At 65.1% G+C, this 24064-nt stretch carries 16 protein-coding genes and 1 pseudogene; 6 read left to right on the plus strand and 11 right to left on the minus strand.

All coding sequences use genetic code 11. From position 1 onward, the window contains the following. The 3 genes from BLR49_RS11500 to BLR49_RS13130 all read right to left on the minus strand — a co-directional run. Window positions 1-553, minus strand: a 553-nt coding sequence (locus BLR49_RS11500; protein ID WP_176765862.1) for a transposase, incomplete at its 3' end; no start/stop codon positions are given. Window positions 554-937: 384 nt separating this feature from the next. Beyond that, window positions 938-1285 carry a type II toxin-antitoxin system PemK/MazF family toxin gene (locus tag BLR49_RS11505; protein ID WP_245690665.1) on the minus strand — a complete coding sequence of 116 codons (348 nt, stop codon included), beginning with the start codon at window positions 1283-1285 and terminating at the stop codon, window positions 938-940. Then, a complete protein-coding gene (locus BLR49_RS13130) occupies window positions 1273-1506 on the minus strand; it encodes a hypothetical protein (RefSeq protein WP_143013758.1) in 234 nt (77 codons plus the stop codon). The genes BLR49_RS11505 and BLR49_RS13130 overlap by 13 nt, the downstream gene beginning before the upstream one ends. An 827-nt stretch (window positions 1507-2333) precedes the next feature. Here BLR49_RS13130 and BLR49_RS13775 point away from each other — a divergent pair. The 3 genes and pseudogenes from BLR49_RS13775 to cas2 all read left to right on the plus strand — a co-directional run. Further along, window positions 2334-2954, plus strand: a pseudogene (locus tag BLR49_RS13775) (reverse transcriptase domain-containing protein); the annotation flags it as partial. A gap of 211 nt (window positions 2955-3165) precedes the next feature. Continuing rightward, a complete protein-coding gene (cas1, locus tag BLR49_RS11515) occupies window positions 3166-3918 on the plus strand; it encodes a CRISPR-associated endonuclease Cas1 (protein WP_245690667.1) in 753 nt (250 codons plus the stop codon). Between the two features lie 107 nt (window positions 3919-4025). Continuing rightward, window positions 4026-4313, plus strand: coding sequence for a CRISPR-associated endonuclease Cas2 (gene cas2, locus BLR49_RS11520; RefSeq protein WP_092537763.1), 288 nt, complete (start codon window positions 4026-4028; stop codon window positions 4311-4313). 182 nt (window positions 4314-4495) lie between these two features. On the opposite strand, the gene BLR49_RS13135 is transcribed toward cas2, so the two are convergent. Genes BLR49_RS13135 through BLR49_RS11545 form a run of 6 tightly spaced genes read right to left on the minus strand, consistent with a single transcriptional unit; the run spans window position 4496 to window position 15316 of the window. Continuing rightward, entirely contained in the window at window positions 4496-6970 is a 2475-nt protein-coding gene (locus BLR49_RS13135) for a hypothetical protein (protein ID WP_143013759.1), read from the minus strand. Between the two features lie 14 nt (window positions 6971-6984). Beyond that, on the minus strand, window positions 6985-9201 hold the full coding sequence (locus tag BLR49_RS11525) for a hypothetical protein (RefSeq protein ID WP_092537765.1): 2217 nt from the start codon (window positions 9199-9201) through the stop codon (window positions 6985-6987). Then, window positions 9194-9763, minus strand: a complete 570-nt coding sequence (locus BLR49_RS11530) for a hypothetical protein (RefSeq protein ID WP_092537767.1) — start codon at window positions 9761-9763, stop codon at window positions 9194-9196. Before BLR49_RS11530 ends, BLR49_RS11525 begins: the two co-directional genes overlap by 8 nt. Then, the gene (locus tag BLR49_RS11535; protein ID WP_092537769.1) at window positions 9760-11505 is read right to left on the minus strand and encodes an RAMP superfamily CRISPR-associated protein; all 1746 of its coding nucleotides are present in this window, start codon (window positions 11503-11505) and stop codon (window positions 9760-9762) included. Before BLR49_RS11535 ends, BLR49_RS11530 begins: the two co-directional genes overlap by 4 nt. Next, the gene (locus BLR49_RS11540) at window positions 11502-13397 is read right to left on the minus strand and encodes an RAMP superfamily CRISPR-associated protein (RefSeq protein WP_092537771.1); all 1896 of its coding nucleotides are present in this window, start codon (window positions 13395-13397) and stop codon (window positions 11502-11504) included. Before BLR49_RS11540 ends, BLR49_RS11535 begins: the two co-directional genes overlap by 4 nt. Beyond that, window positions 13394-15316: a Cas10/Cmr2 second palm domain-containing protein gene (locus BLR49_RS11545; RefSeq protein ID WP_092537773.1), complete on the minus strand. Its 1923-nt coding sequence runs from the start codon at window positions 15314-15316 to the stop codon at window positions 13394-13396. The genes BLR49_RS11540 and BLR49_RS11545 overlap by 4 nt, the downstream gene beginning before the upstream one ends. 245 nt (window positions 15317-15561) lie before the next feature. On the opposite strand from BLR49_RS11545, the gene BLR49_RS13140 reads away from it, so the two are divergent. From BLR49_RS13140 to BLR49_RS13145, 3 genes are read left to right on the plus strand one after another with little or no spacing between them, the layout of a single operon-like run. After that, the gene (locus BLR49_RS13140; protein ID WP_143013760.1) at window positions 15562-17973 is read left to right on the plus strand and encodes a hypothetical protein; all 2412 of its coding nucleotides are present in this window, start codon (window positions 15562-15564) and stop codon (window positions 17971-17973) included. Continuing rightward, window positions 17970-18458 (plus strand): hypothetical protein, encoded by a 489-nt coding sequence (locus BLR49_RS13340; RefSeq protein WP_176765864.1) that lies wholly within the window; start codon window positions 17970-17972, stop codon window positions 18456-18458. The genes BLR49_RS13140 and BLR49_RS13340 overlap by 4 nt, the downstream gene beginning before the upstream one ends. Next, window positions 18455-20113 carry a hypothetical protein gene (locus tag BLR49_RS13145; protein ID WP_143013761.1) on the plus strand — a complete coding sequence of 553 codons (1659 nt, stop codon included), beginning with the start codon at window positions 18455-18457 and terminating at the stop codon, window positions 20111-20113. Before BLR49_RS13340 ends, BLR49_RS13145 begins: the two co-directional genes overlap by 4 nt. Before the next feature lie 1879 nt (window positions 20114-21992). Here the strand turns inward: BLR49_RS13145 and BLR49_RS14030 are convergent. Both BLR49_RS14030 and BLR49_RS13350 read right to left on the minus strand, forming a co-directional pair. Then, window positions 21993-22592 carry an RES domain-containing protein gene (locus tag BLR49_RS14030; protein ID WP_425425775.1) on the minus strand — a complete coding sequence of 200 codons (600 nt, stop codon included), beginning with the start codon at window positions 22590-22592 and terminating at the stop codon, window positions 21993-21995. Window positions 22593-22756: 164 nt separating this feature from the next. Continuing rightward, window positions 22757-23908: an NlpC/P60 family protein gene (locus BLR49_RS13350; RefSeq protein WP_092537777.1), complete on the minus strand. Its 1152-nt coding sequence runs from the start codon at window positions 23906-23908 to the stop codon at window positions 22757-22759. Window positions 23909-24064: the final 156 nt, after the last annotated feature.

Consider the following 24064-nt stretch of genomic DNA (forward strand, 5'->3'; position numbering starts at 1 on the left):
CCTGGGAGACGACCCGGTGGCCCAGCCTTACGTCCACGTAGGTGGCGTCAACGAACAGGTAGGGGAACCAGGTGTGGTCCAACGGTCGGGACAGGAACTCGTGCACGCCCTCGTCGATGTCCTTGCAGACCCGCGAGACGGTCGCCTTAGAGATCCCGGACTCGTTGCCCAGGGCCTTAACCAGGTCATCGACCTTGCGGGTGGACACACCCTCTATCCAGGCGGTGCAGATCACTGCGTACAGGGCCTTGTCCACCCGCTTACGCGGGGACAGCAGAGACGGGAAGAACGATCCGGTGCGTAGCTTGGGGATGGCCAGGTCCACCTCCCCGGCGGTGGTCGCCAGCCTCTTAGCACGCGTACCGTTACGCCGGTTGGTGCGCCTCTCGGTGCGCTCGTAGCGGCCGGCGCCGATCACCGCGGAGGCCTCGGCGTCCACAAGGTCCTGCAGGCCGGCCTGAAGCAGCCGACGGAAGACATCATCATGAGCCAGGTCGGGGTCCGCAAGGACTTCCTGGATCAGCGTGGACACGGCAGACTTGTTCTCGGGCATCGTGGGTGAACCTTCCTGGTGAATCTTGGTCGAGAATCTGGGCTCCCACGATGCCCCCCCACCAGAGAGGACCCCTCGCGGGAATTGCCACCACACTACGAGACCCACCCCGCACGACCGCTGGCGTCCGGGGTGTGTGTGGTGGTGAGTGTCCAGATTCGGGACAAACGGTGCAGGCAGCGTCCCAGGCCACGACCAAAACGTTGGAATCATGCGGATGTCAGAACGACTCACGCCCACGTGGGTGGCGTTTGTCCCGAATCTGGACACTTTTCCGGGATGCGCGGCAGCAGCGAGCGCCGCCGCAGGCGTGCCCGCAGGTGGGCAGAGCAGCACTCGAGCCACGCGCGCGCCAGACAACACGCCCTCAAGCCGGAAGAGCCTCTAAAGGTCCAGCACCAGCCGAAGTCCGTCGTCCACACGGGTGAGAATATGCATGGGAACAGCGCCAATGCGGCTGCTCAATCTGGAACGGTCGACGACAAGAGTTTGCGAGACATTGACGACGCACTGCTTGGGCAGACCCGCCTCACCGCGCTCCAACTCGACGTTGCCGGGTGCCGCCGCCAGGCGCAGGTTGCTGGTTATTGCTGACACGATGACGGTGGCTATACGGGATCGGTTGAACCGGTCCGAGGAGATGATCAGGGCGGGCCTGAGGTAGCGGGGCTCCGAGCCGATGGGGTCGCTGAAGTCGAGCCACCAGACTTCCCCTCGAGCTACCATGGCCATGCTCCCGACTCGATGAGTCTCCTAGCTGGTGTCAACGGCGCCTGCGCCGCCTCGACGTCTTCGAGGGCGTTGAGAGCTTCAGTCACAGGATCATCGCTGTAGCGAACTATCAGATCGTGGACAGCCATCGTGTACAACTGCGACCGACTCCAGCCGAGGCGCCGCGCAACTTCCTCGGCCTCCTGGAACACCGGGTCTGGAATGGATACTGCTGTCTTCACACGCTAAGTGTGACTGGTATGACCGACATGGCCCAAGCCTCTTGTGCGCCGGATGTCCGGTTTAGCTCGGCAGCCGCGCAGAGGCCATCCAAATGGCTGTTCGCGTTAGCGGGTGCGGTGGTCTGGGCATGTCCCGGGGCTGACGGTTCGGCACTTCACCCCGACGCTTCGGCAATTGTGATGACGGTTCGTACCCCGGGGTGCCGAAGCGTCGGGTGAAGGTACGAGTCGTCGCCCTGAAGGTGCGAACCGCCAGACGAAGGTACGAACCGTCAGGTCCCGCCCGCCACCCGACTCTCCCGAGGGCGGACGGTGGACGCCGGTGTGCCCAAATGCCCCGCTCATTGACGCGGTCGGCGCTACGATCGAAGCGCGCCCCCGCCGCTCGACGAAGAGATCATGGAATGGACTCGCACTCAGACATCCCATCGCCTTCCGCTGGCGGCGCACGCCCGGCGCCTGCTCGTCGGCGAGGTCCCAGGAGCTATCGGCAACGGCGCAGGCGCCGCCGCAATGACGAGTTCCATGCTCCGCGTCGGGACCAGTTCCTCGGCCAGGACCTCCCGCCACTGGCAAGGCGCTCCCTCCTGCCGACTGCGCCCGCGGACGCCGACGCACGGGACTCGGTCGGCACCACCACGAGAGCCATATATGACCGCATCAGCTCCATCCAGACCCTGACCTCCGCCTGGGAGACCGTACTGGCCAGGGACGCCCGCGACGGCGTACTCCAGAAGCAGACCCGCGCCATCGTCGGCGACCTCGATCGCTTCCTCGACGCACTCTCAGCCTCCCTTCGCGAGGGCACCTACATCCCCGAGCCCTTCATGCGCCTGGACATCCCCAAGCGCGAGCCCGGCGAGACGCGCGCACTGCACATACCCTCCATCCGCGACCGCATAGTCGAGCGCGCCGTGCTGGACACGATCGCTCACACCGCCGACCTGCTGATGTCCGCCTGCTCCTTCGCCTACCGCACCGGCATCGGCACCGACGACGCCGTCGACCTGCTCGCCACCCTGCGCGACGACGGCTACCAGTACGTGCTGCGCACCGACGTGGAGGACTACTTCCCCAATGCGGACGTCGAGGATGCCCTCGCCGTGCTCTCCCCGGTGCTGAGGTGTGCGCGGACCATCAACCTGATCCGCCTGCTCGCCCGGCCCCGCCGCGCCCACGGCGAGCGGCGTGTGCGCGGCCGCGGCATCGCCCAGGGGTCCTGCCTGTCCCCGTTGCTGGCCAACCTGGCGCTGGCCGACGTCGATGCCGCGCTGTGCGACGCCGGCTACGGCTACGCCCGCTTCGCCGACGACATCGTCGTGTGCGCCCCCACCGAGGACGACCTGCTGTCCGCCTACGACCTGCTCAGTTCCCGGGTCGCGGCCCACGGGCTGACCCTGAACCAGGAGAAGACCACGATGACCACCTTCGACGAGGGCTTCTGCTACCTCGGAGTCGACTTCTCCCGCACCCGCCCGGCTGTGGACCCGCACCACGACATCAAGGGCCGCCCCAACCCGGACAAGGTCGTGTACGTCGGCCGCGACGGCGCGCGGCTGCACGTGACCAAGGGGCGGCTGATCGTCGACGGCGCCGACGGCCTCCCCCCAAGTCTCCATCCCCCGGCAGGCGGTCAGCCGCATAGTGCTCACCGGTGCCGTGGGGCTCTCCGCCGGGGCGCGCTCCTGGGCGCGGTACAACGATATCGACGTCGTCTTCCTGTCCCGCCGCGGCAGTTACCTGGGCCAGCTTTCGGGCCTGCGCGACACCGCCAACGCCCGGCGCCTGCTCACCCAGGCGTCATTCGCCGCCGACGACGGCGCCCGCCTACCGCTTGCCCGCGCCATTGTGCGGGCCAAGCTGCGCCACCAGATAGGCGTCCTGCACCGCATCGGCAGGCGTGACAGCGGGGCCGACATCGAGGGGGCATGTACTGCTATCCGGGAGCTGTCCGGGGACGCGGTCCACGCCGCCGACACCGACGAGCTCATGGGCCTGGAGGGGGCGGCGTCGACCGAGTACTTCGAGGCGTTGTCCCGACTCGTGCCCGAGGACGTCGCCTTCCAGGGACGCAGTCGGCGTCCGCCGAAGGACCTGGCCAATGCGGCATTCTCCTACGCGTATGCGATCCTGCTGTCCGAGTGCACGGGGGCGCTCATCGCCGCCGGGCTCGAGCCCTCGCTGGGCGTGCTGCACGCCTCCACCGACAAGCGCCCCAGCCTGTCCCTGGACCTGATGGAGGAGTTCCGTCCGCTACTGGTGGACCGCACCGTCATGGCGCTGCTGCGCTCGCGGCGTCTGCGCCCCGAGCACGCCATCGACTCCCAGGACGGGGAGGGAGTGTGGCTCGGCCCCGAGGGCAAGAAGGCGCTGGTCGACGGCTACGAGGCGACTTTGCAGCGGCAGGTGTAGGGCGCCCTGCCGGGCTTCGCGGGCACGTGGCGGCGCCACATTCACCACCAGGCGCAGCTGCTGGGGCGGGCCATTACCGAGCCCGACTACGAGTGGACCGGTGCGGCATGGCGATGATCGTCATCCTCGCCTACGACGTGTCGGCCGACTCGCGCCGCACCCGCCTGGCCGCGGCACTGGAGAGCTGGGGCTACCGGATTCAGGAGTCGGTGTTCCAGCTGCGGCTGGAGGAGGGAGAGCTCGACGAGGTGCGCGAGCGTGTCAATGGCATCATCGACTCTCGGGACGATGTGGTTCACATCTACCCGTTGTGCACGAACTGCCTGGGGCGCGCCGAGGTGCACGGCACCGCCCCAGCCCTTGACGACGGCGGCCTGTACCGCGGGGTGTGGTGAGGTGACCGGCCGGAATCGGACGGCGGACGGGAGCAGTTGTCAGTGGTCCTCGGCGAGGAACTCGGCACCTCCTCCGCAGTGATCGGGCGGCCGATGCGGAGCCGGCGCAGGCCTGTCTTCTTGTCCACCTCTGGAGTTGGGCTCGACTCGGCCTGGTCGAGCGGTGCGGATAATCGTCAAGGCTACGACCGGTGTTGCTTTTTGCGGCTCTGGGCGCCTGTGCGTTGATGCCTACGACGTCGTCGGCTTTTGCTCGCAGTCGGTCCGGGCTGATCGGATTTGGAACCTGCTGAGATGTTGCCTGCTTCCTGCCCGCCGGGTGCTGCCAGCAAGTCTGGTAGATCGTAGTCGGAGTCAATCGGGAACTTCCCGGGGTTGATCCCGTGCTTTACGCGGTTCTCCTCCCGTTTCTTGAACCAGTCGGTGGTCGCGGAGACACCGGTCTCGCTGTCATCGGGCTTGTCCGCGTCCGGGTACTGGACTACGGCCTTACCGTCCCAACCGTAGGCCGCACGCACGAATGCGCGTACTGGCAGGCTGTTCTCGAAGTCGCTGGGCAGCGCGTCTAGCGCGTTGGCCAGTCTGCCCGAAGCCGTCGTCGTTGCATCGCTCGGCGTACAGCCGAGGCATCCGTCGAGCTTCTTGTACAAGCTTGCAAGTTCTTCCCCCGTCTTCATATGCAGGTCAGTAGCTCTGATCTCGACTGCGCCGAGACCGAGGGGCTTGCCGAACCCGAGTCGGTGATAACCCCGGCGCTTCGACTCATTCTTGGGGGACGCGTCTGGCGGAACTAGACGCTCCGGGGTAAGCAGCCAGACCAAGACGGCAAGTTCCTCAGGTGCGAGCCCCTCAAAAGTGAGTGTGGTGGTGAACCTGGCTCCGGGGCTCAGGAAGGAACCGGCTACCGTGTCGTGAGGGCCTACGGGTCCTTCGATCCGCCTGCCGTTAGGCAGGTCGTCCCGGCCGAGTAGCCTCCGGTGCGTGGGATAGACCTTACGGATCAGAGTTTGCCCCGGTTGATAGGCGTCTGCGCGGGTAGTTCGTTCATCCAGAGCTCTTCCCTGATCATCACGCAAATAAGGGAAACCCGTTGATGGCTTGGGGCTCGCCAGAGTTCGAAGCTGCCAACCCACGTTGTCAGCTTTAGGTATGCGCAGCCACCCGCCCTCCTGGGGGAGCGCTGGCATAACGGGCCGGATTGTGATGCGCCCGCGCGCGGCGGCGGCCTGGCCGCGGTTCTTGTCCTTCTCGTCGGCAACGAAGCCCCACATGCGATCGCCTGCGGAGGCTTGGGGGTGGGTGCGAGCGGGCGCGACCTTCGACTCTCTCGCGAGCCTAGCGGGAGACACGGCGCCAGGGGCGGCGCATCGACCTACTTGAGATGGTACCAGGGCGGTTATGCGGCCATCGTCCGACACCGAGGCGAACAATGGGATGCCGGGGTCACTGGAGGCGAGCGTCAGCAGGAACTGCTTGATCTGTGCACGGTCGGCCATGACAGCGGAGTCTTTAAGCTCGTGTACCTTGGGATCGGAGGCGCCGAGGATCTGTCCGTGGTCGTCGATCTTGCCATTGGCGATCTCATGGATGAGCCATGTCTTCGGGTCGGTCGACTTGCGAGTCTTCGAATTACCGTGCGTGCCCGCCTTTTCGCGTTCTATGAGCTGGCGTATGTTAACCAGGTAGCTGTGAATGACCTCAACCAATTGCTCAAGGAGGTCATCGTTTACGGGGTGGCGCGTACGATTCTTCTTGGTGTCGAAGAAGATGAACTCGTTGTACTTGGTTCCGATAAGTGGGCGGGAGTCGTGTGGTGTAAGTCTAACGACGACTCCGGTGTATTCCGTGGCGGAGGCTGGCATATCTTCGTCTCGCGTCCCACAGAAGCGTTCGCCGTCAATGCTCGCCACGACTGCGCGCTGTGAGTCATAGAACTTCTCGGTTTGCGCGGTGAAGGTGATGGGCTTGAGATGTGGGGTGGCCGCGCGCAGCTGCCCCAGCCGTTTGTCGACGTCGGTCGTCGCGACGCCGTGCGCGCGCTCCTGGTTGTTACGTTTCCTCGAGCCGGAGTACATCCATGCACCCGTTGAGTCGTAGAGCGCTGTGGCGGACCTCCGATCGTTGGGCAGAACAGCGGCGCACACGTAGTTCGGGCGGTCCCAACTCCAGCTCGTGTCGTTCGGGTCGTTCAGTCCGAGCATCAGGCGTGCACTCAATCCAGTTTCGGAATCGTTGTGTGGTCCTCTGTCCTTAACCAGAAACACCGGATATAGCGTGGTGGCTTCTTGGGTGGTGTGCCTGTGGGTGAGCACATGGTCGTGGTTTGCGAACACACGCATGCGCGAAGCAGTGACCGCCTCGTACGCGGAGGAGAGGACCCCTTTGAGCGTGGTTACAGGAATAGTGGCGTCTTCCCAGGTGCGGGCACCCTCCGGGTCCCCGCTGCGCGAGGCCACCACCACCCGTCTATCCGCAGTGCTCTGGCCCGGAATCGTGGGAGAAGCGACGGTTATGGTGAGCGCCAACTCGCCGGACAGGGTGTCCGGTGCAAGCCGATCCTGTCCAGACGGTGTGCGATCGCTGGTGAGCTCCCTGCCGGTCTTCCCGCTGACGGCGCGGACCGCGGGGATGCCGTTGTAGGCGTGGTGCCATTTCATGACTGCTATTCCCTTCACCACCGCCGACCATGTCTCCTGCCCGGGTATGGCGTTCGACCGTGGTTCTGCTGGCGCTTGTTGATACGGATAGGCTTGGCCGAGTTCGGGCCGAACATGTCGCGCGGCCCGACTCCCTTACCGGGATGGGGGTCGCCGGTACTGCCGTTGGTCTGGTTGTTCTCCTTGTTCTCGTCAAGAGTCATGTGCCTGACCTCGATGCCGTCGGCGTAGCCGTAGGCTGCACGCTGCATCGCCTCTACCCATGGTGTCTTGGTGAGATTCGACGAGTGGGACAGCGTGAAGTCGCTTGGCTCTGCGAGGGGCTCATCAAGGCCCAGGCATCCGCTGAGAGCCACATAGGAGTCGGACAAATCGACGCCCCGACGCGCACGCAGACCGCCTTCGGCGATGCGCACTTCAAGCACACCAAGACCGAAGGGTTTGGCGAGCCCCATTCGCAGGTAACCGCACTTGGAGCGGTCAGAGTCCTGCTCGGAGGAGGGAACCAGGTTCTCCGGGGTGAGGACCCAAATGAGAGCGGCAAGCTCATCGTGACTGAGGTTCGCGAAGGACACGGTGCACCGCAGCACGCTGCCGGGCTCAACCCATGACTTGGCGGTGAGCTGCACATCCGCGTTGTGCTGCTCATGGCCATTCATCACTGCCGGTGCAGTGGCCTGCTTGGGGAACTTCCGCGAATCGAGCACGCCGCGATGAACCGGGTAAGCAGCCGCCCCCAGCAGCTGCCCGGGAGAGAAGTACTCCGACCGCTTGAGTGCGTTGGCGCTACCCTTTGCAGTGGGCGTCATGCCAGAGCTGGCGGTCAGGAATCGACGAGCCGATCTGGGCTTGGGCTCGAGCAGCGGCGTGAGCGTCTTGCGATCGCGGCTGATTCGCGCCCCGGAACCGTCGACTTTTCCCACTGCGATACGCCCACGTGCAGCCACGTCTCCTCGCGCAGCCTGTGGCGCCGGATCGGGCACAACGTAGCCGAAGAGCCGGTCAGCGGCGGAGGCCTCGTCGGCGTTCGACAGAGGAACAACACTCTGCTTTAGCGCGAGCCGGTAGGGGCTGGTGCTGTAGGCATGGCGCCCGATCATCGTCGGCACAATCTCGAGCACGACCGGCTCGGGGCCGCTGTTGTCTACAACCGCGAAGGCGAGGTCGCGGACCTTGAGTTCAGCCGCAGACGAGTCCTGCTGAGCGGCGCGGGTCGCCCGGTTCGGATTGTGGGGATTGTGTGGGCTATCCAGCTTCCGCTGGTAGACGTAGCTTCGCACTACAGCTGCGTACGCCTTGCAGACATCGGATTCAATGTGTACCTTCTTCGGTCCTTGACGCGAGATGTCGAAGAAGAACCGTTCGTCATGTTTCCTGGGGAACAGCTGCTTCGGCCTCATGTCCTCCGGCGCAGTACGGCACACATAGCCCTCGACATCATCCAGTTCGTCGACGACTTCTACCGTATCGGGGATGTCGAACAACAGTGTCTCACCCGTGTCAGTGATGATGTGGGTCACCTGCCAATAGGCATAGCGCGCGCCTCCACCGCGGTCCCCGTGCAAGCAGAGTGAGAGATGGCAGCGGATTCGCTCGCCGTGCGGCGTCAACTCCGCCAGTCGCCGGGCGCTTACACGTAGGTTTGCCGGCCCCTTTGGGCCGCCTTGGAGTGCGGCCGCCCGCATAGTGGGGTAGGGGCGGTCCCGGTCATCGCGATAGTCTTTGGTGACAAGCGTGTCCCCGTAGAACAACTCGCCCACCAGGCCGTCGTCCCGCTCCTCGCAGATACGGATGGGTACCAGGCCGAGTGCACTGGCGGCGTCACCCCGGTACGTAAGCGGCTTGGTGTCCGCCTTGCGACGGCGGTTGCCCTGGGGCGCATCGGGGATATCCCCGAACACGCGGAAGCGCGAGCAGGTGAGGGTCTCGTAGGCGCGGGAGAGCATGCCCTTTACCATGGTCGGCGGCACCCGGAGCGTCTTACCATCCTCCTCAAGCGGTACCGTTACGGCCTGGCCCTCCTGCTCCCCGAATACCAGCGGCGTGCGCACCGTCATCTCCAGGTCGATCGACCCGGACCAGCGATCAGGTTCAAGGCGGTCGTGGCCGCGGGCAGCGCGGTCCTTGAAGAGGTCCTTTGACAGAACTCCGTGATCAGCCAGGCCAGCCGCCTTTTCACGCGGCATCGGGATGCGGTTGACTGCTGAATGGAAGTCCCCGAACTCAGCCATTGAAGTTCCACTCTCCAGTCATGATCTCGTCGACGAACACCGTGTTCCCGTAGGCGGGCTCCCGGGCGAAGACCTCAACACTGGTCATGACCTTCGACGGGTCATCGAACGGCGGGGTGGCCCTGTGCTGCAGATAGCTGTTGGAGCGCGTCCAGCAACTCGTGGTCTGCCAACCCTCCGCACCGTCGGCGGGCAATGCCTCCCGGTTCCCGATGCGAATCTCCGTGGTACCCGACCCGTTGAGCCAGCGCAACTCGTGCGCCAGCAGGCCATTGGGGGCTGTCCCACCGATAACGGCCCACAGGCGTAGCTCGTACACGGAGTCGAGGGCGATCGGCCGGTCTTGGCCTTCCAACCTGGTCGTCAATTCCGGCGCCGCCTCCCGGACCAGCAAGGCCCCAGAGGTGGTGTAGGCGATTCCCTGTACGGGGTCGCCAAGGTCCGCGACATGGCCGAGCGCGGAACGCACCGTCTGCGCCGCGGCATCGCCGGGCCACTGCCGCACAGACCACGCGCCCTCTTCCAGGACAGCGGTGAGCACGGACCTTGCCTGCTCGTTCATGACTGCCTCTCCTTGCCGTTGAGAAGGGCGGACCAGCCCTCCGGTGTGTCGACCTTGATCTGGTCGTTGATGTGGCGGAGCCGGTCCAGAAGCTGCTCCGCAATACTGAGACCGCCGTAGGCGGCAAACTCCCACTTGCCTCCGGCAATGAGTTCGTCAGGCCCGTCAATTTGCATACGGGTTACCTCCACCTGGCCCATGCCGCGGGTGCCGCGACTGCCCAGCGGCAGGGTGCCGGTGGACAGCTCGGCCAGAACCAGTCCGAGCAGGCACAGCGCGGCGCGCTGGTAGTCGATGGGCCTGCCGTCAGGCATGCCTGCCAGCAGCATCTGCGGGTCGACTTCCAACTGAATGTCGTTCCAGCTGACCAGGGGGAACTCCTCACTGTACAGGGCACCGCCCGCCACGCCGCCGGTCCAGCGGTCCCCGGCGTTGTGCGTCACTTCCCGCGCCTTCGGCTCATCATCCTGGGTAACCGTTGCCAGCGTCTCCAGCACCGTCAGCGCGCCGCGGTGCGCCGTGGTTCCGAACAACAGCCGCACCAGCAGTGCGTCGTCGGCCAGCTGCTTGTGGACATCAAGTCTGGACCAGTCCGGGTCCTGCTTCGAGGAGGAGTCCACATCTGTTAACAGGACTGTCCGGGCGATTCGGCTGGCGCGGCCGCGCAGAGCACCGCGGACGGAGCTACCCGGGATCACCAGTGGGCCGGTGCTCTTGCCCTTCAACTCGGTTGAGGGATGTGTGCGCAGCGGAAGAGCGGAGTCTGTCTTCTTACGCTCGCCGCCGAGCTCCTCATCGTTGCGCCTGGGCGGTTCGTCCTTCTTGGTCTCGGCCACGAGTATGCCTGTCGGGCTGTTCCACGAGATCGCTATGCGAATGCGCTCAGGGGGCTTGACGTCGACTGCCTGAATGCGAGTCTGGTCGCCTCCCTGCAGCCATGTAGTCAGGCCGGCGGGTGAATCGAGCTGTGTGCGCTTCAGGCTCCATGGCTCGCCGACGTCGTGATTGATCCGGACTCGGCCCCAGCCCGCGCCCTTCCGCTTGCCGAAGGAGACCAGGCCCGCCTCCAATGCGCCGAGGACAACGGAGAACAGTCGCTCGACGGCGGCGGCGTCGGCGGTGTCCTTCTCAGTGTGCTTCGCATCTCGCTCGGCCCGATCTTCTTCTGTGTGTTCGCCGTCCTGATCGGAGGAGCCGGAGGCAGTTGTCAGGACGCTTCCTGCCCGTGCGGTGATGCACAGGGTCAGTTCCTGGTCTCGAGGGACGATCTCGTGGGCGAACAGGGCCGTGTCGGCGGCTGTGCCCCAATACCGGTCGACGGCGATTCCTGCCCGTAGCGGCAACTTGTCGGCGGTCGCGACCGATGAGAGTGTGATCGGGTGGACTGTGAGTGCTGAAGCCTGATCGAGCGACCCCCACAGCGCATCAAGGTTGGCGGCGCCATCGTCTCCATCCTCAGCCCTCGCGACGTGTTTTACGGCGGCGCGCAGGGCGCCCTTGATCGATCGTCCGGTCAGTACTGGGTTGCCGGCGCCGTCGCGCGCGAATCTGCGGGGAGTCCAAGTCTGCTTCGAATCGTTGCCCTGTTGCGAGGTGCCGTCGGGCTGCGCCGTTGAGGTGCCCTCCGAGTCGGCGCTGCCGCCATTGATTCGGCTGCGGTCGACTTCCTCCTCCGGGCCTCCCGAGTGGATGGGTGAATCGGTCTTCAGATGGACGGTGAGCTTGTACCTGGTCACGCTCATCGGTGGGACTCCTCACCTTCGTTACGGGTGTCCGCGACGGAATCGGGAATGAAACCCTCGGCCTTCTTGCTTCTGAAACTCTCGCGGGTGAGCAGCGGATGGCCGACGAGGAAGCGGCCGAAGCCCTGAGCCTGCAGCTCTCCGATGCCGGTGCAGGATAGGTGCCTTAACGCTTCCAGCACCTGCCCGGAATTCGCTTCCGGCGCGGGCCTCACGCGTATCACCGAACCGGCCTGGATCGCCACTCGGGTGGCCCGCGGCTGATGACTCGCCGCCGACCAGGTGTCGATGCGCCGGTGGCGTAGGCCGGCAACGTACCGGTCGCCGACGGCGCAACGATCGACTCGTTCCACGCCTGCCCCCGCGTTGCGCAGGGTGGTGATCAAATCGTCCAGGGTGCCGGCGGCTCCCAATTGAGGTGACCGCAGAAGGACGTCGGAGATGAACCAGAGGGTGGTCATGCCCTCCTCATCCCAGCCCCGGCTGTCTGCGGGAGTCCATGGCTCTACGCCGTCGACGCCGCAGTGCGCCCTCCCGAAGGTTCCGGTCAACCGTCGTGAGCCTAGCTGAGCCGGGCGCGAGAGCACTTTGGGGAGCTCTGCGCCGAAAACACGCGCCAGGCGCTCGGACAGGATGATCTCCGCCTCCAGGTCTATTCCTGCCGGTAGCGCGCGTACCAGGAACAACTGTCCGGTGGCCGCGGTGCCCGTGGCAGGGTTGTGCGCGGTCGCCTGGCGGCCCACCAGAGGAGGCGCCCCCAGTGGAATCGGTGTGTCGTCGTCGGCAGCCGCGGGGAACACGTACCCGCTTCGCTTCGGACTGTGCGTCCGCTCGGGGCTCGGCACTCCAATGAGCCGGTTCCATACGCGAGGGGTAGCGCCCTCATCCGCACCCTTTTCGGAGGTAAGCACCAGCGGGACGGGTAGCCCGTGGACGCCCTCGCATACGGGCAGAGCATCGGAGACGTACAAGTCGCCGTTGACCACCGCATCGCGCACCAGTTCCTGGACATCGGGGGACTTCTGGCCCGCGGCCTGCCTGAGGCGACCATGCACCCAGGGCAAAAGGACCGTGCCGCGTAGGAAGTCCTCCGAGGGGATCTCATTCGATAGGGGAACCGCATATGAGACGACGGGAGAGTCCAGGTGGATGCGCAGCACCGCCCGCTGCCGCTGCTCGGTCTTGGCCCGCTCGGAAAGACGCGGTGCTTCGATTGCTTTAGAACTCGGTTTCGGCGCCTCGGGGACGGGCTGGGGACGATGGTCGAGTGCCTTCCTGCACCACGTCTCGAACTTCTCCAGGTCGGCGTGTTCGCCGACGATGATTTCACAGGCACCGTCACCGTTGCTGCGATCCGACCCGATCGCGGGCACCAGGCTCGCGGCCAGGGACAGGACCAGGAGGGCGGCGTCTCGCTGAGCGTCGGACCAGGTGATTGCGGCGCCCTGCATGCTCGTATCCAGCAGGGTGACCGAGCCGGTGAGCTTGCAGGCCGGAGCGCGCTCAATGATGCGCAAATGGTCAGGTTTAGCGGCCCCCGTCCTCTCATCAATGGAGACGCTCACCACTTCATGAGGGCCCAAGGTCGCGTCATCCGCCTGTGCGTCGGAGAAGGCCACGAGCCGCGGGTCTTCAGCGGTGCCGAATAGCTTGGTCACGAAGCGGTGCCAGGGCCCGGATGAGCGTCCCTCATCCAGGGCCTCGGCAACGACCTGTGCCTGCTCACGGATGACACCCGCCAGCCCGGTCGCCCGCACCACGATGCGTCCGTCGTCACCACGCTCAATCCGGGAGTCGACGCCGCCGACCACGCCAGTGCCGGTTCCGATGCCCCAGTCGCTTGTGAAGGTCACGGATACCGGGAAGGTCAGCTTCGAGTCCTGTCGGTTCATTCCCCTGCCTCCTGGGTGTCAGCGGTGGAAGCGAGTTGGTCTTGCAGATAGGACACGGGCAGGAGGTCCGCCAGTTCAAGCAGGTCGAACAGCGCGTCGGGCCCGCCGAGCGCCTTTGCGAGCGCCACCAGATCCTCATCGGAGCTTCCGAGGATGGCGGCCCACTCGTCCCTGATGCGCTCACCGGGTGATTTCCCCGGAGGCGCGCCTTTGGCGATCCCCTTTTCGACGTCCTCGTCGACCGGTGCCTCGGGATCCGGCTGTGGAGTCGGCCCGGGGGCATTAGCCGCCTCGGGCATGTACTGGCGTATGCGGGCGGCGCGCGTCTTCGGGAACGGCACGCGCCGGGTGGGATCGGAGACGTACTCAATGCGCCAGGTGGCCGGATCCGTGCTCTTCTCGGGAAGTACCCTGCCGATGCCGGTGAACAGGGCGGTCAGACGGCACGCCTCATGCCAGGTCATGTTCCCCGGCGCGTCGGCAGCGGCATCATAGTCCTCGGTGATGAATCGGTAGGGGCGCTCAGTGAATAATGAGTAGGAGTCGATCAGAGCCTCGTCGTCCAGGAGGGTCGAGTCGAACAGGGCGTGGAAGGTGAGCGTGGAACAGTACGCGTCCGCGTCTTTTGCAGCCTTGCCCACCTGCTTGGCCTTCTTGATCAGGGTCTCTGCGAGGTCGTAGGCGATGTGAAAGGGGAAGGCATACCTGACGACGGCGATGCCTGCGCCAGCGGTCATGTGACCGTCCTTGTTTCCGAGCGCCGAGAGTAGAGAGTCTTCGGCGGTTTCGCGCTCGAAGGCATCCAGGAATGCGGCGGTGAAGGGGAGCGCGTAGGCGCCCTCGGTGATGACGGTGGCGTCGTCGCCGCCAAGGATCACCGGGACCACTGGCACGGCCCGGTAGCCGTGGTCCTTAATTCGTCGTCCACGCAGCTCGTCATCCTTGGCGGACCAGAGGGAGACCTGTGCCCAGGCGCTGTAGAAGGCCGTCTCCATGGCACCCGCCAGGCGAGTGTTGATCTGCAGGAGGAAGCGCCGGAGGGCGTCGTCGTTGTCCTGACTCACGCCCGTCACCTCGCTGAAGACGTTCGCGGCAACCCTCTGCTTCGCCTTCTTCAGGTCGCTCATGATCGCGCCCACCCCGTTTCCGTCAATGTGTACGACGGCGACCTTGGACAGGCGGTCGTCGTCGAACTCGGGATCGGCGTCGAAGAAGTCCTCCAGCTTGTTGAGATCACGCACCAGCAGCCTGCGCAGCTCAGCCGTTTCGTAGGCGCAGGGGTGTCTAGCCCAGAGCTTGCGGTACTTCTTGTTCTCATCAAGGCCCTCGTCCACTAAGCGCTGACGGGCTTTGGCGGCTCGGTAGCGCTTGACGCGGCTGGGGAGCGAGTAGGCCATTGAGAGGTCGGCTGTGGCCTCGTCGCTTGCCACGTTCTTATCAAGTGTCGGCGCGGCGGGAAGGGATGAGTCCTGGGCGCGCATGAGGAACGGCATCTGGGAGAAGCGAGCTCCGGCGGGTGGGCGGTCGAGCGCGTGTTCGCTGGCGACCATGTGCACCCGGCGGAGGTCCTCGTCGTTTACGTAGATGCTGCCCATCTCGACGTAAACCCCGGTTACGTCAATACCCGGTGCCCGGGTGTGTGCGATTCGGGTGACTCGACCGATCACCTCCCGCGCGCTGTCCACGGAGTCCGCCAGGAAGATGACCTTGCCGGAGGACCGCGACACCCATGGCAGATCAGGCGTGCCCTCCGGGAATGACTGCGCGACGGCGGCGGGGGCATCCGTGGCGTCGAGGACCTCCTTCGTCCAGTCCTCAAGCCACGTCAGCTGCGCCGACGCCCCGATGTTCTCCCGCAGGCGTGGGGAGGAGAAGATGTAGTTCTGGTTCCCGTTGGTCTCGATCATGACGAGCTGCATGGGGATCCTCTCGGGGTGGGACGGGACGGGACGGGGGCGGATGCCGGGACGCGTGTAGTCTGCCACGTCGGCGTGAGTAGCAACACGGTTTTGGATGAGGAGTCTCAGAACCGATAGTTCATCCTCCGTTCGGCTGACGGAACGCAGCGGTTGGGTGCAGACTCGGGGCGGCTGCGCCCTGCCCTGCCCGCGGCGGTGCGCCCAGCACCAATGCGACCCCACCACACGGTCAGAGAGGACCTGACATGACTCTGCTTGTACATGTTGTTGGAGAAGCCGACCTCGGTGTTAGCCAGTGGGATGGCTGCCGGCGACTGGGGAAAGAAGAACTCGCAGCAATTGTTACCGGTCGACGGGAGCAACTCGCTGCCTGCGGTAGCGGTGAGCAGGTCGCTTGGCTGCTCGGCCTCGGCCCGTCTCCGGCCGGATCCAACACTGAGAGCTTCTTCCCGGAAGGAGGTGCGCGCGGCACACTACGAGCCGAGCTTGAAGCGGCCGCATCAATCTGTGACCGGCTAGGGGGTGAGGCGGTCGATGACATCGACCTGCTACTGATTGCCACGGCGCACGGGGAGCGGGCCACGCGGCCGATCGCTGAGGCCATCGTCAGCACACTTCAGCGTAAAGGCGCCGTTCCAGCAGGACTGGTCGGCGGCCGCACCGTGAGAACGCTCGGCTTGTGCATCGTGGACGGCCTGCGCGTATCGCGCGAATCGGCTGAGTCGCTGGAGGCGGCAATCGGTGCGTATGACGGCCACGTCGTCCTCGCTATAGCCGGTGGAGCCACGACGATTCTGGCTGAGGCGGCGGGGGTCGTTGCGGCTACGCATGGGGACGAATGGACTCTCCTCAACGTGGGTCGTCAGGGGAGCCAGGTCGAGTCCGGCGCCATCGTCGTGGACATGTCCGTGCACGAGGATCCCCTCAGCGGTTGGCTCATGGGACTAGGACTGCCGACTCTCGCGGCGGACGGGGGTACCACTGCCGATAAAGCCTCTGCCGCGATCGGACGTGCCGTTGGTGTCGGCTCCCGTCAGTCTCCAACGGTTGCGGACCTGGCACTTCTGGTCCAGTGTGATGCGGCGCGGGGAGACCTGGCGGTTGGGATGGCCCTGCGCGCTTGGACACTGGCCGAGTACTCCCGGCGACTGGCTGAACACCGTGCGCAATACGGTCTTAGTAAGGAACAGCTGCCTGATCCGAAGCGTGGCATGCCTTTGGGGATGCTGATCCGAGGGATTAAGGAGAAACACGATCGGGGAGAGGAGTTGGCGGCGCCCGAGAACTGGCTGTTGGACCACGCTCACCTCAACGAGCTTGGAAAGTCCATGCACCGCCTTGCCACAGCAGATCAGGCGGGCACGGGCGGCAACTACTGCGCATCGGTGGCCGGGGCCGTAGGACAACCGCCGTCTTGGCTCTCTTGGCCAAACCCGCGCGTGTGTATCCTCACCGCGCACGGGTTGCCCCGTGGGTGCGGTAAAGGCCGTCCCTCGATTCTTGAGACCCTGATGGCGGATGATCCTGATAGGCAGTTGCGTCAGGCGTGCGATGTGGACGGTGCGTTGCAGCTTGCTGGGTTTCTCGCCTGCTCTGACGATTCATTCTGTCACGGTAAGCAGGAGGTGGAAGCGCTGGCGGATGCCTTGAGCCGGGAACCTTCCGGAGCCGTACCGTGGGTGTTTGACCGGTCAGCAACTTGTTGCATGAGCTATGGCGCGACGACGACGGGTGGCGGAGTATCGCCGGACAGTGTGACCGAGCAAATGAGAGACCTACGTGAACAGGTCGACAAGTGGCTCGGCAAGCAACCCGAGAGGCCCCGTGCGCTGGTTGTGGCCGCCCTGGGGGAGAAGCCCATCGTGATCGCGCTACTCGCTGCTGCCCAGCGGTGGGGCGCGCGGCATGGAGTTCCAGTCTTTCTCATGTCATCAGTGGTAGGCGGTGATGGGAGAGAGTATCGGCAGTTCCACCAGTTCGGCCTGGACCGGGATGTGCGTCACGCGCTGCTTGACGCGGTCACGTTCTGCCTGGATCGTTTGGACCTGCGCACCGCGGCGCGCTTGCTTGCCTTGGGTGATCCTGCTATGGAGACGCATGCGGAGTCTGCCCGTTCTCTCGCCGACGAACTGGCGGCTTCAGTGCCCGATGATGGAGTCGATCAGCGCGCGGGAACCGTCTTGGATGTTCTCGACTACGTTGCCGAGACGATAGACCATGTTCCCGATGACGCCAAAGCACGCCTGGGAACGATTGTCGGCGAGCTTTTGGCTGAGCGCATTAAGGGCAACCGTGATGGAACGGTATTGGCCATCAATACTGGAGACAGTAAGAGCCTTAAGGCTACGTCTGAGGAAGCGTCCACGCTGCTGCGCCTGTTGATCATGGTGCGCAACAAGCTGCCTACCACTCACGGATCTCTGGCTCTCCAGGCTGCGGTGGGCCAGGTGCTGAAGAACAACGCGGATCCTGCTCGTGCCTCCTGTTCGTACGCGGACCTCCTAACGGCTGCTGTGGCCGCTGTACGCTGTGAGTATTGCGGGAGGATTGTGGCCGCAACGTGGGCGAAGGAGATGAATGAGCTGCGCCGAGCGGTTGACGAGTTGAAGGATTCGAGTTATGGGTTGGCGACAGCTGTTTCTAGGAGCGACTCTTGAGTATCACATTCGTAGCTGCATGGGTGCAGCGGGAACCATTGACTCTGGTCAACCTCACCCCGCACGAGGTGATCCTGCACCTGGACGGCGGGCCGCTGCGGCTGCCGGCATCCGACGTCGTGCCCCGGCTGCTGCTGTCCGAGGGGCGGCAGGAGACCCTCGTCGTCAACGACCCCGAGTACCCCGGCGAGGCCGCCAGTGTGCGGGAGGTGCCTATCGCCGTCGGCGCCACCTGGCTCGGGATCGACCCGCCCCTGCCCGAGCCGCGCCCGGGCACCGTCTACGTGACCAGCCGGGTGGTGGCCGAGCACTTCCCCGAGCGCAGCGACCTGGTCTGGCCCGACGACCTGATCCGCGACGCCGACGGACAGGTGGTCGGTGCCCGCCGCCTGGGCTGCCTGCCGAGACCGGTCCTGCCGAGGCCTTGCGACGACGGCGCGCAGGGCGATCAGGATGGGCGCCCCCGAACCGAGGAGGAACGATGATCGACGGCGCGCAAGGGCTAGGACCGGAGCGGTTGAGCTTGCGGCGGCAGCGCCCGCAGTCAGGGCCGTCTGAGCCGCCGCGCACCGGCTTCATCGACCTGAATGACCCCGGCGAGATGCGCATAGTCTTCTTTTGGAGACTCGATGTCGGTGTTCCGTGGGAGACAGCGTTTTCAGGGTGGACCGAGGGGCCGTTGGCGTTCCGGGTCGAAGTGCCATCTAGGCGGCACATCGTGGCGGATCATGCGGTGCGCGCAGGTTACTTCCATGATGAGGTCGCAGCCCGTTTATTGTCTCCGGATCAGCGACGCTCATTGATACTGCGACAGTGCCAAGAATACCGTGACTCGGGTGACGGTGCACATGGCGGTGCGGTGCTTTGTGTTGAGGGTCTTGAGGTCTTGCGATTTGTGAGCGATGACGGATCTGACTCTGCTATTCTCGTAGTTCATGCAATTGTTCCGGACCCAAATCGCTTACTTGCGGGCCTGGCGTATGGTGATGCTGACGGCCTGTCCTCGCTGGGGGCAATGCTAAACCGTCTGCTCGGGTCGAGGGATGTATGTAATTCAACCAAGGTGGCGCTCGCCTGTGAACCGACGGGGGGTGGCTCGGAGATCACCTCTCCGTTGCGTACCTTGACTTGGATTCCGCTAAGCCTCAGTGAAGCGTGGTTTCCGCGCTTCGGGGAAAGTGTGGAGGAACTGGGCGGGCGCATGGGTGTGCAGGTCTCGGCGGAGGTTGTCGACGAGATTCGCCGGTCGACGGACGGTGTCCATGCGCGACGGCGATTGCCGGAAGCGGTGCTCGCCGCGAGCGGGTGGTGCTGGGGCGAATTGGCCTACCAGAGTGGCATCGAACTCGGTGGCGGTGCCTATGCGACGGCGCAGAGGAATACTCATGTGCTTTCACAGAGCTGGGCTGTGACGGTCTGGGAGCGTGGTGTCGCGTACATTCCTCGGCAGCATGACGAGTTCATCCTTGAGGCCTTGCTGCGGGCCTGCTCCATCAATGTTGACGTGTGTCTGCTGATACTGTTGGACGAGTTGAATGTGCGGCTTCTGTCCAAGAGGCTGGCGGATACAGCGCAGCGGTTGCGCGCGTTGCGGCAGCAGCGTCATGGGACGAGCGATGCGAGACGTCAAGAAGAGTGTGAGGGGGAGCTAATTGAGGAAGACGCGCTTATCGAGGAGGCGATCGACCTTGATAGTGATGCTGTCGCATTTGTTGCTTCAGAATGGCGCACCGACATTACTAAGCATAGGCAGGCTGATCTGCTTCTAGCCTGGATGCAAGACGTTGGAGGGCTTGATCATGGGGTTCGGCAGGTCATTGAGCAGGCTCGCCTGCTCAGGGAGAGCGTGCAGACGCTGATTGAGCGGCAGGAGCGTGTCGCTGACAGGGAGCGGCAGGAGTCTGCGCATGTCTTGGAACGGGCCGTGGGCATCCTGGCCTTCGTTGGACTGCCGCTCTCGGTTGTGCTTGAGGTCTGGTCTAACCTGTACGACGGCGGTCCGCGGCTACATGGGGTCTTTGGGTGTGTGGCGGGCCTCGGGATGTTTGTGGCGGCTCTGGTCGTGGCCCGGGGGCTGTACCTGTGGCTCGGCCCCAGGGCGCGATCGAGTGAAAGGCGCGGCCGTCGACGAGAGCGGTGACGAGTACGCGTGTGGTGGTGGGAGGTCTAAAGGCTGGATGGTCGGCGGCCCCGGGTGCGGCTTCCGATGCTGGTGGGGTATGCGTGGCCTGTGTGACGTTCAGCGTAAGGTCACAATTTGGTCTACGGTACAAAGATTGGTGCGTTTTGACCCCGACTTTTCCGCATGACTTCGTTGAAAGTTGGTGGCTGGAGGGGCCTGGAGGGGTGTCGGTGGCGCTTGGCTTGTTTCCAACGAAAGGTGGTAGTTTTGGGGTGGTGCTAGTCGGTCCCGTGGGGTGCTTGCGGGGCCGGTGGCGATCTCGCCTCTGGAAGTGGCGGAACGGCGCGGTTTCCAGGGGTAGGGGTCAGGAAGCGCCTCGCACCTTCAGGTGCATTAAGACGTATGTAGTTGGGGTCGCCATCGCTCCTGATCGAGAAGTCAGGAAGCGCCTCGCACCTTCAGGTGCATTAAGACTCAGTGCCCCACGGTTCGACCTCCATGATGTGCTCCGTCAGGAAGCACCTCGCACCTTCAGGTGCATTAAGACCTGCCCCCTCCCATCACATTCGGGGCACCGGTAGGTGGTCAGGAAGCGCCTCGCACCTTCAGGTGCATTAAGACTAGACATTCTCTAGTACTCCTCTCTGTCGTGGTTCTCTGTCAGGAAGCACCTCGCACCTTCAGGTGCATTAAGACTCTCGGCTAGCCGAGGCGGACGTTGAGACAGAAAACGCGTCAGGAAGCACCTCGCACCTTCAGGTGCATTAAGACGCCTTGGCCGTCAGCTGGGAGGTGGCTTCGATGTCGCGTCAGGAAGCACCTCGCACCTTCAGGTGCATTAAGACTTCTTGGTCGCGTGGTTAGGCCACGACTAAGAATTAGTCAGGAAGCGCCTCGCACCTTCAGGTGCATTAAGACGAACGCACGGCCTCCACACGCTCCTCCACGGTGTCGGCGTCAGGAAGCACTGTTCTTCGGGTTTGGGGTGTGGTGGTTCGGGTTTGACGGTTCTGGCCTGGGGTGGTGGTGTGGTCCTGTTCGGGTGTGTGGGGTGGTTGTCGGTGTTGGGTGTTGTTGCTTGCTCGGGCGGGTCGGTGGGGACGGTTCGAGGGCGTGGGTTGGCCCGCGGTGACGTGGCCCGGCCCTGCAGGGCGCTGTCTGGGAGGGTGTTCTCGACGGCCGGTCGGCGTCCTGGAGGTCCGGCCCGGAAGCGACAAAGACCCGACCGGCCCGGCAACGTCACCGTCCGCCCGAAGACGTCCTCGGGTGGGCGAGCACGACCTGTTTAGCCCGAGCACGACCTTGGACGGTTGAATACGACCTCTTCAGCCCGAGCACGACTCTTCAAGCCGCAGCCCCGCGCTGAACCATCACGGGGTGTTGGCGCGAGCGTGGTGCTTCGGCCTGGCGTGTCGTGGGGAGGCATGCTGGCAACCCCCTCGGCGCTTGGACCGGTCACCCGCACTTGGACCGCGTCCCTTCAGATGGACCCCGTTTCTGCACTCGGACCGGGTTTCTTCAGTTGGACCGTCTGAGAGCGCGTCTGCGGCGGTCCATCCGCAGGCGGGCGGTCCAAGTCCGAGACGAGATGGGCGCCAGCGAGCGCCTGGGAACACGCCTTGCCAGCAACGGGCGGGCGGGTGGGGTGGGTGGGGTGGGTGGGGAACACGCCGACGCCGGGGCCCCGGCGGCGCCAGGCGCCCCGGCGGCGAAACACCCTGCCGCCGAGGGGGCTCGACTGGTCGGCCCGTGACTGCTTGCCCGTGGGGGTCCGTGCTCTCACGGCCCGCGCGTCTTCCCGCGAACACCAAGCACGACACCGACTTATCCGCCGGACCGTAATCACCCCGACCTGCCCGCACCACGCCGACCAAAACCCCGACCCCAAGCACCACGATCACCCCGACAACCCACCACCACACCCCCAAACCGAAAGAGCCATGAATCCTGGGGTGTCGCACGCTACAGCTACCCGCGCCGCCGTCGTCGGCCGGAAGGACTGCAGCGTCTCAACGAAAGCCCCTGTGGGGGTGCTGGCCGCATACATGACGCCGCCCCCGAGTACATCGAACCGGTTTCCCGTATTCGGCAGGCCAGAGATCTCCAGCGTGATCTCGGAGAAGTGGAACGGCGCCTCCGCCCTGCCGATACGGTACAACGGTCCCGTCGGTTCGCACAGCACGGCAGGCCGCGAGACTACTGCGCCTGGAAGGAGCGGACCGCGGCGAAGACCTCCTTGAAGCGGTCCTCCGCCAGCGGCAACGCAGGCCGTCACCTCAGCGGGGGTGTCATCCCTGATCGGTGTGTTGGTAGACGCGTACGTCAGGAATGTCCGAGATCGGCACAAACGCAGGTCGGGGCGGTTCAGACGCCGGAGTGAGCCGCACGATTTCAACGATTGGTGGGACGCGTACCGGGGTGAAGCGTGTGTTTGTGCCGATCTGCGACATTCTGGAGGGGAAGGAGGCCGGAAGGGGAAAAACCGGGTGCGCTCCACGGGAGCCGGTGCATCAGGCGCAACCCGGCGGGGCCTCGAGCACGCGGGGTGGCCCCGAAGACGCCGCCGCGCCGTCGAGAACGTCGGTCCGGAGAGCGTCCTCGGCGGCCGGGCCGACCCGCACGCTCGAAGTCGGGCGAGTCGGCCCAGCCGGCCCGGGCCGCTCAGCGGGACATCCAGCCGCGGTGGTCCTCGATCGGGCGGGAGTACTGCCGGTTGGGCGACACCGGGGTGACCGCCCGGACGCCGCCGGAGCCCGTGGTCCCGGTGGTCTCGCCCTGCGTGGAGTCCTGCCCCTCGGAGCCGGTGGTCTCGGTCGGGGCGGCGTCGTCCCCGGCCGATCCGGTGGTCTCACCCTGGGTGGTGGTGTCGTCTCCGGATTCGGCGGCCTGGCCGGTGTTGGCGGCCTCGGTGGTGAAGGTCGGGCGCGCCACGAAGGACAGATCGGCCTCCAGCAGCGGATTCAGGGTGGTGATGTTGACGCCGTTGCCGGTGCCCGTGGAGTGGATCAGCATGCCGTCGCCCAGGTAGATCGCGGCGTGGTAGACGTTGCCGAAGTAGGTGGACTCGGCGCCGCTGCGCACCTGGTCGATGCGGCCCTCCGGGTCCTGCTCGGAGAAGAACAGGATGTCGCCGCGCTGGTAGTTGCCGTCGGTCTCCAGCCACAGGTCACCGTTGGCGTAGAACCAGCTGGCCAGGTTGTTCGCCCGCCAGATCTTGGAGGTGGTGGGATCCACCCCGAAGTCGACGGCGTAGCCCACCTGGGTGTTCGTGTCCGCCGTGTAGGTGGTGTGCTGGTAGTCCCAGCCCAGCAGCACCATGCTCACGAAGGTGGAGCAGGTCACCCCGTAGGGCGCGGTGGTGCTGTCGTGTACCACCGTCCCGGTCAGGGGCGTGGGCCGGCTGGAGTCCCAGATGAGCTGCCCTCCGGCGTCGTAGAAGGTCTGTGCCCGGGAGATGAGGTCTTCGACGGCGGCGGAGTCGGCCTCGCGCGTCGGCGAGGTGGGCAGTCCCTGCGGCACCGCCCAGGTGTCATCGGCCAGCGGGACGGCGATATTGCCCTCAATGCCGTCCGGGAGCGTGTCGGTGACGGAGAAACTCATGCCTGCGCCGTCGTCGGCGGCCTCATCGCCCGCGGTGTAAACCGTGCCCGACAGCCCGGAGGCGGACATCAGGTCCGAGGTGGTGTCGAACTGGACTACTGCCTGCGCCGGTGCGGCGGGCAGGACGACGGCGATGGACAGGGCGGCGGCGGCCGCGGCGCTCACGCCCACGGCGGTGGAGGTACAGCGGTGCAGTGACTTGAATGGTGACAAAGCTCAGGGTCTCCTGCGTCTTGGCTACGGGTATTGCTGCGGTACGGGCCGGTCCCAGGAGTCAGGGAACGATCCGATGCAGACATCGGGGCACGCGCCCAACCGGGTTCAGGCTCCGGAGCGAGCACGTAACCGACACGTTAGATGAAGTCGCCC

It is taken from the genome of Actinomyces ruminicola, from assembly GCF_900103885.1.
Lineage (GTDB): Bacteria > Actinomycetota > Actinomycetes > Actinomycetales > Actinomycetaceae > Actinomyces > Actinomyces ruminicola.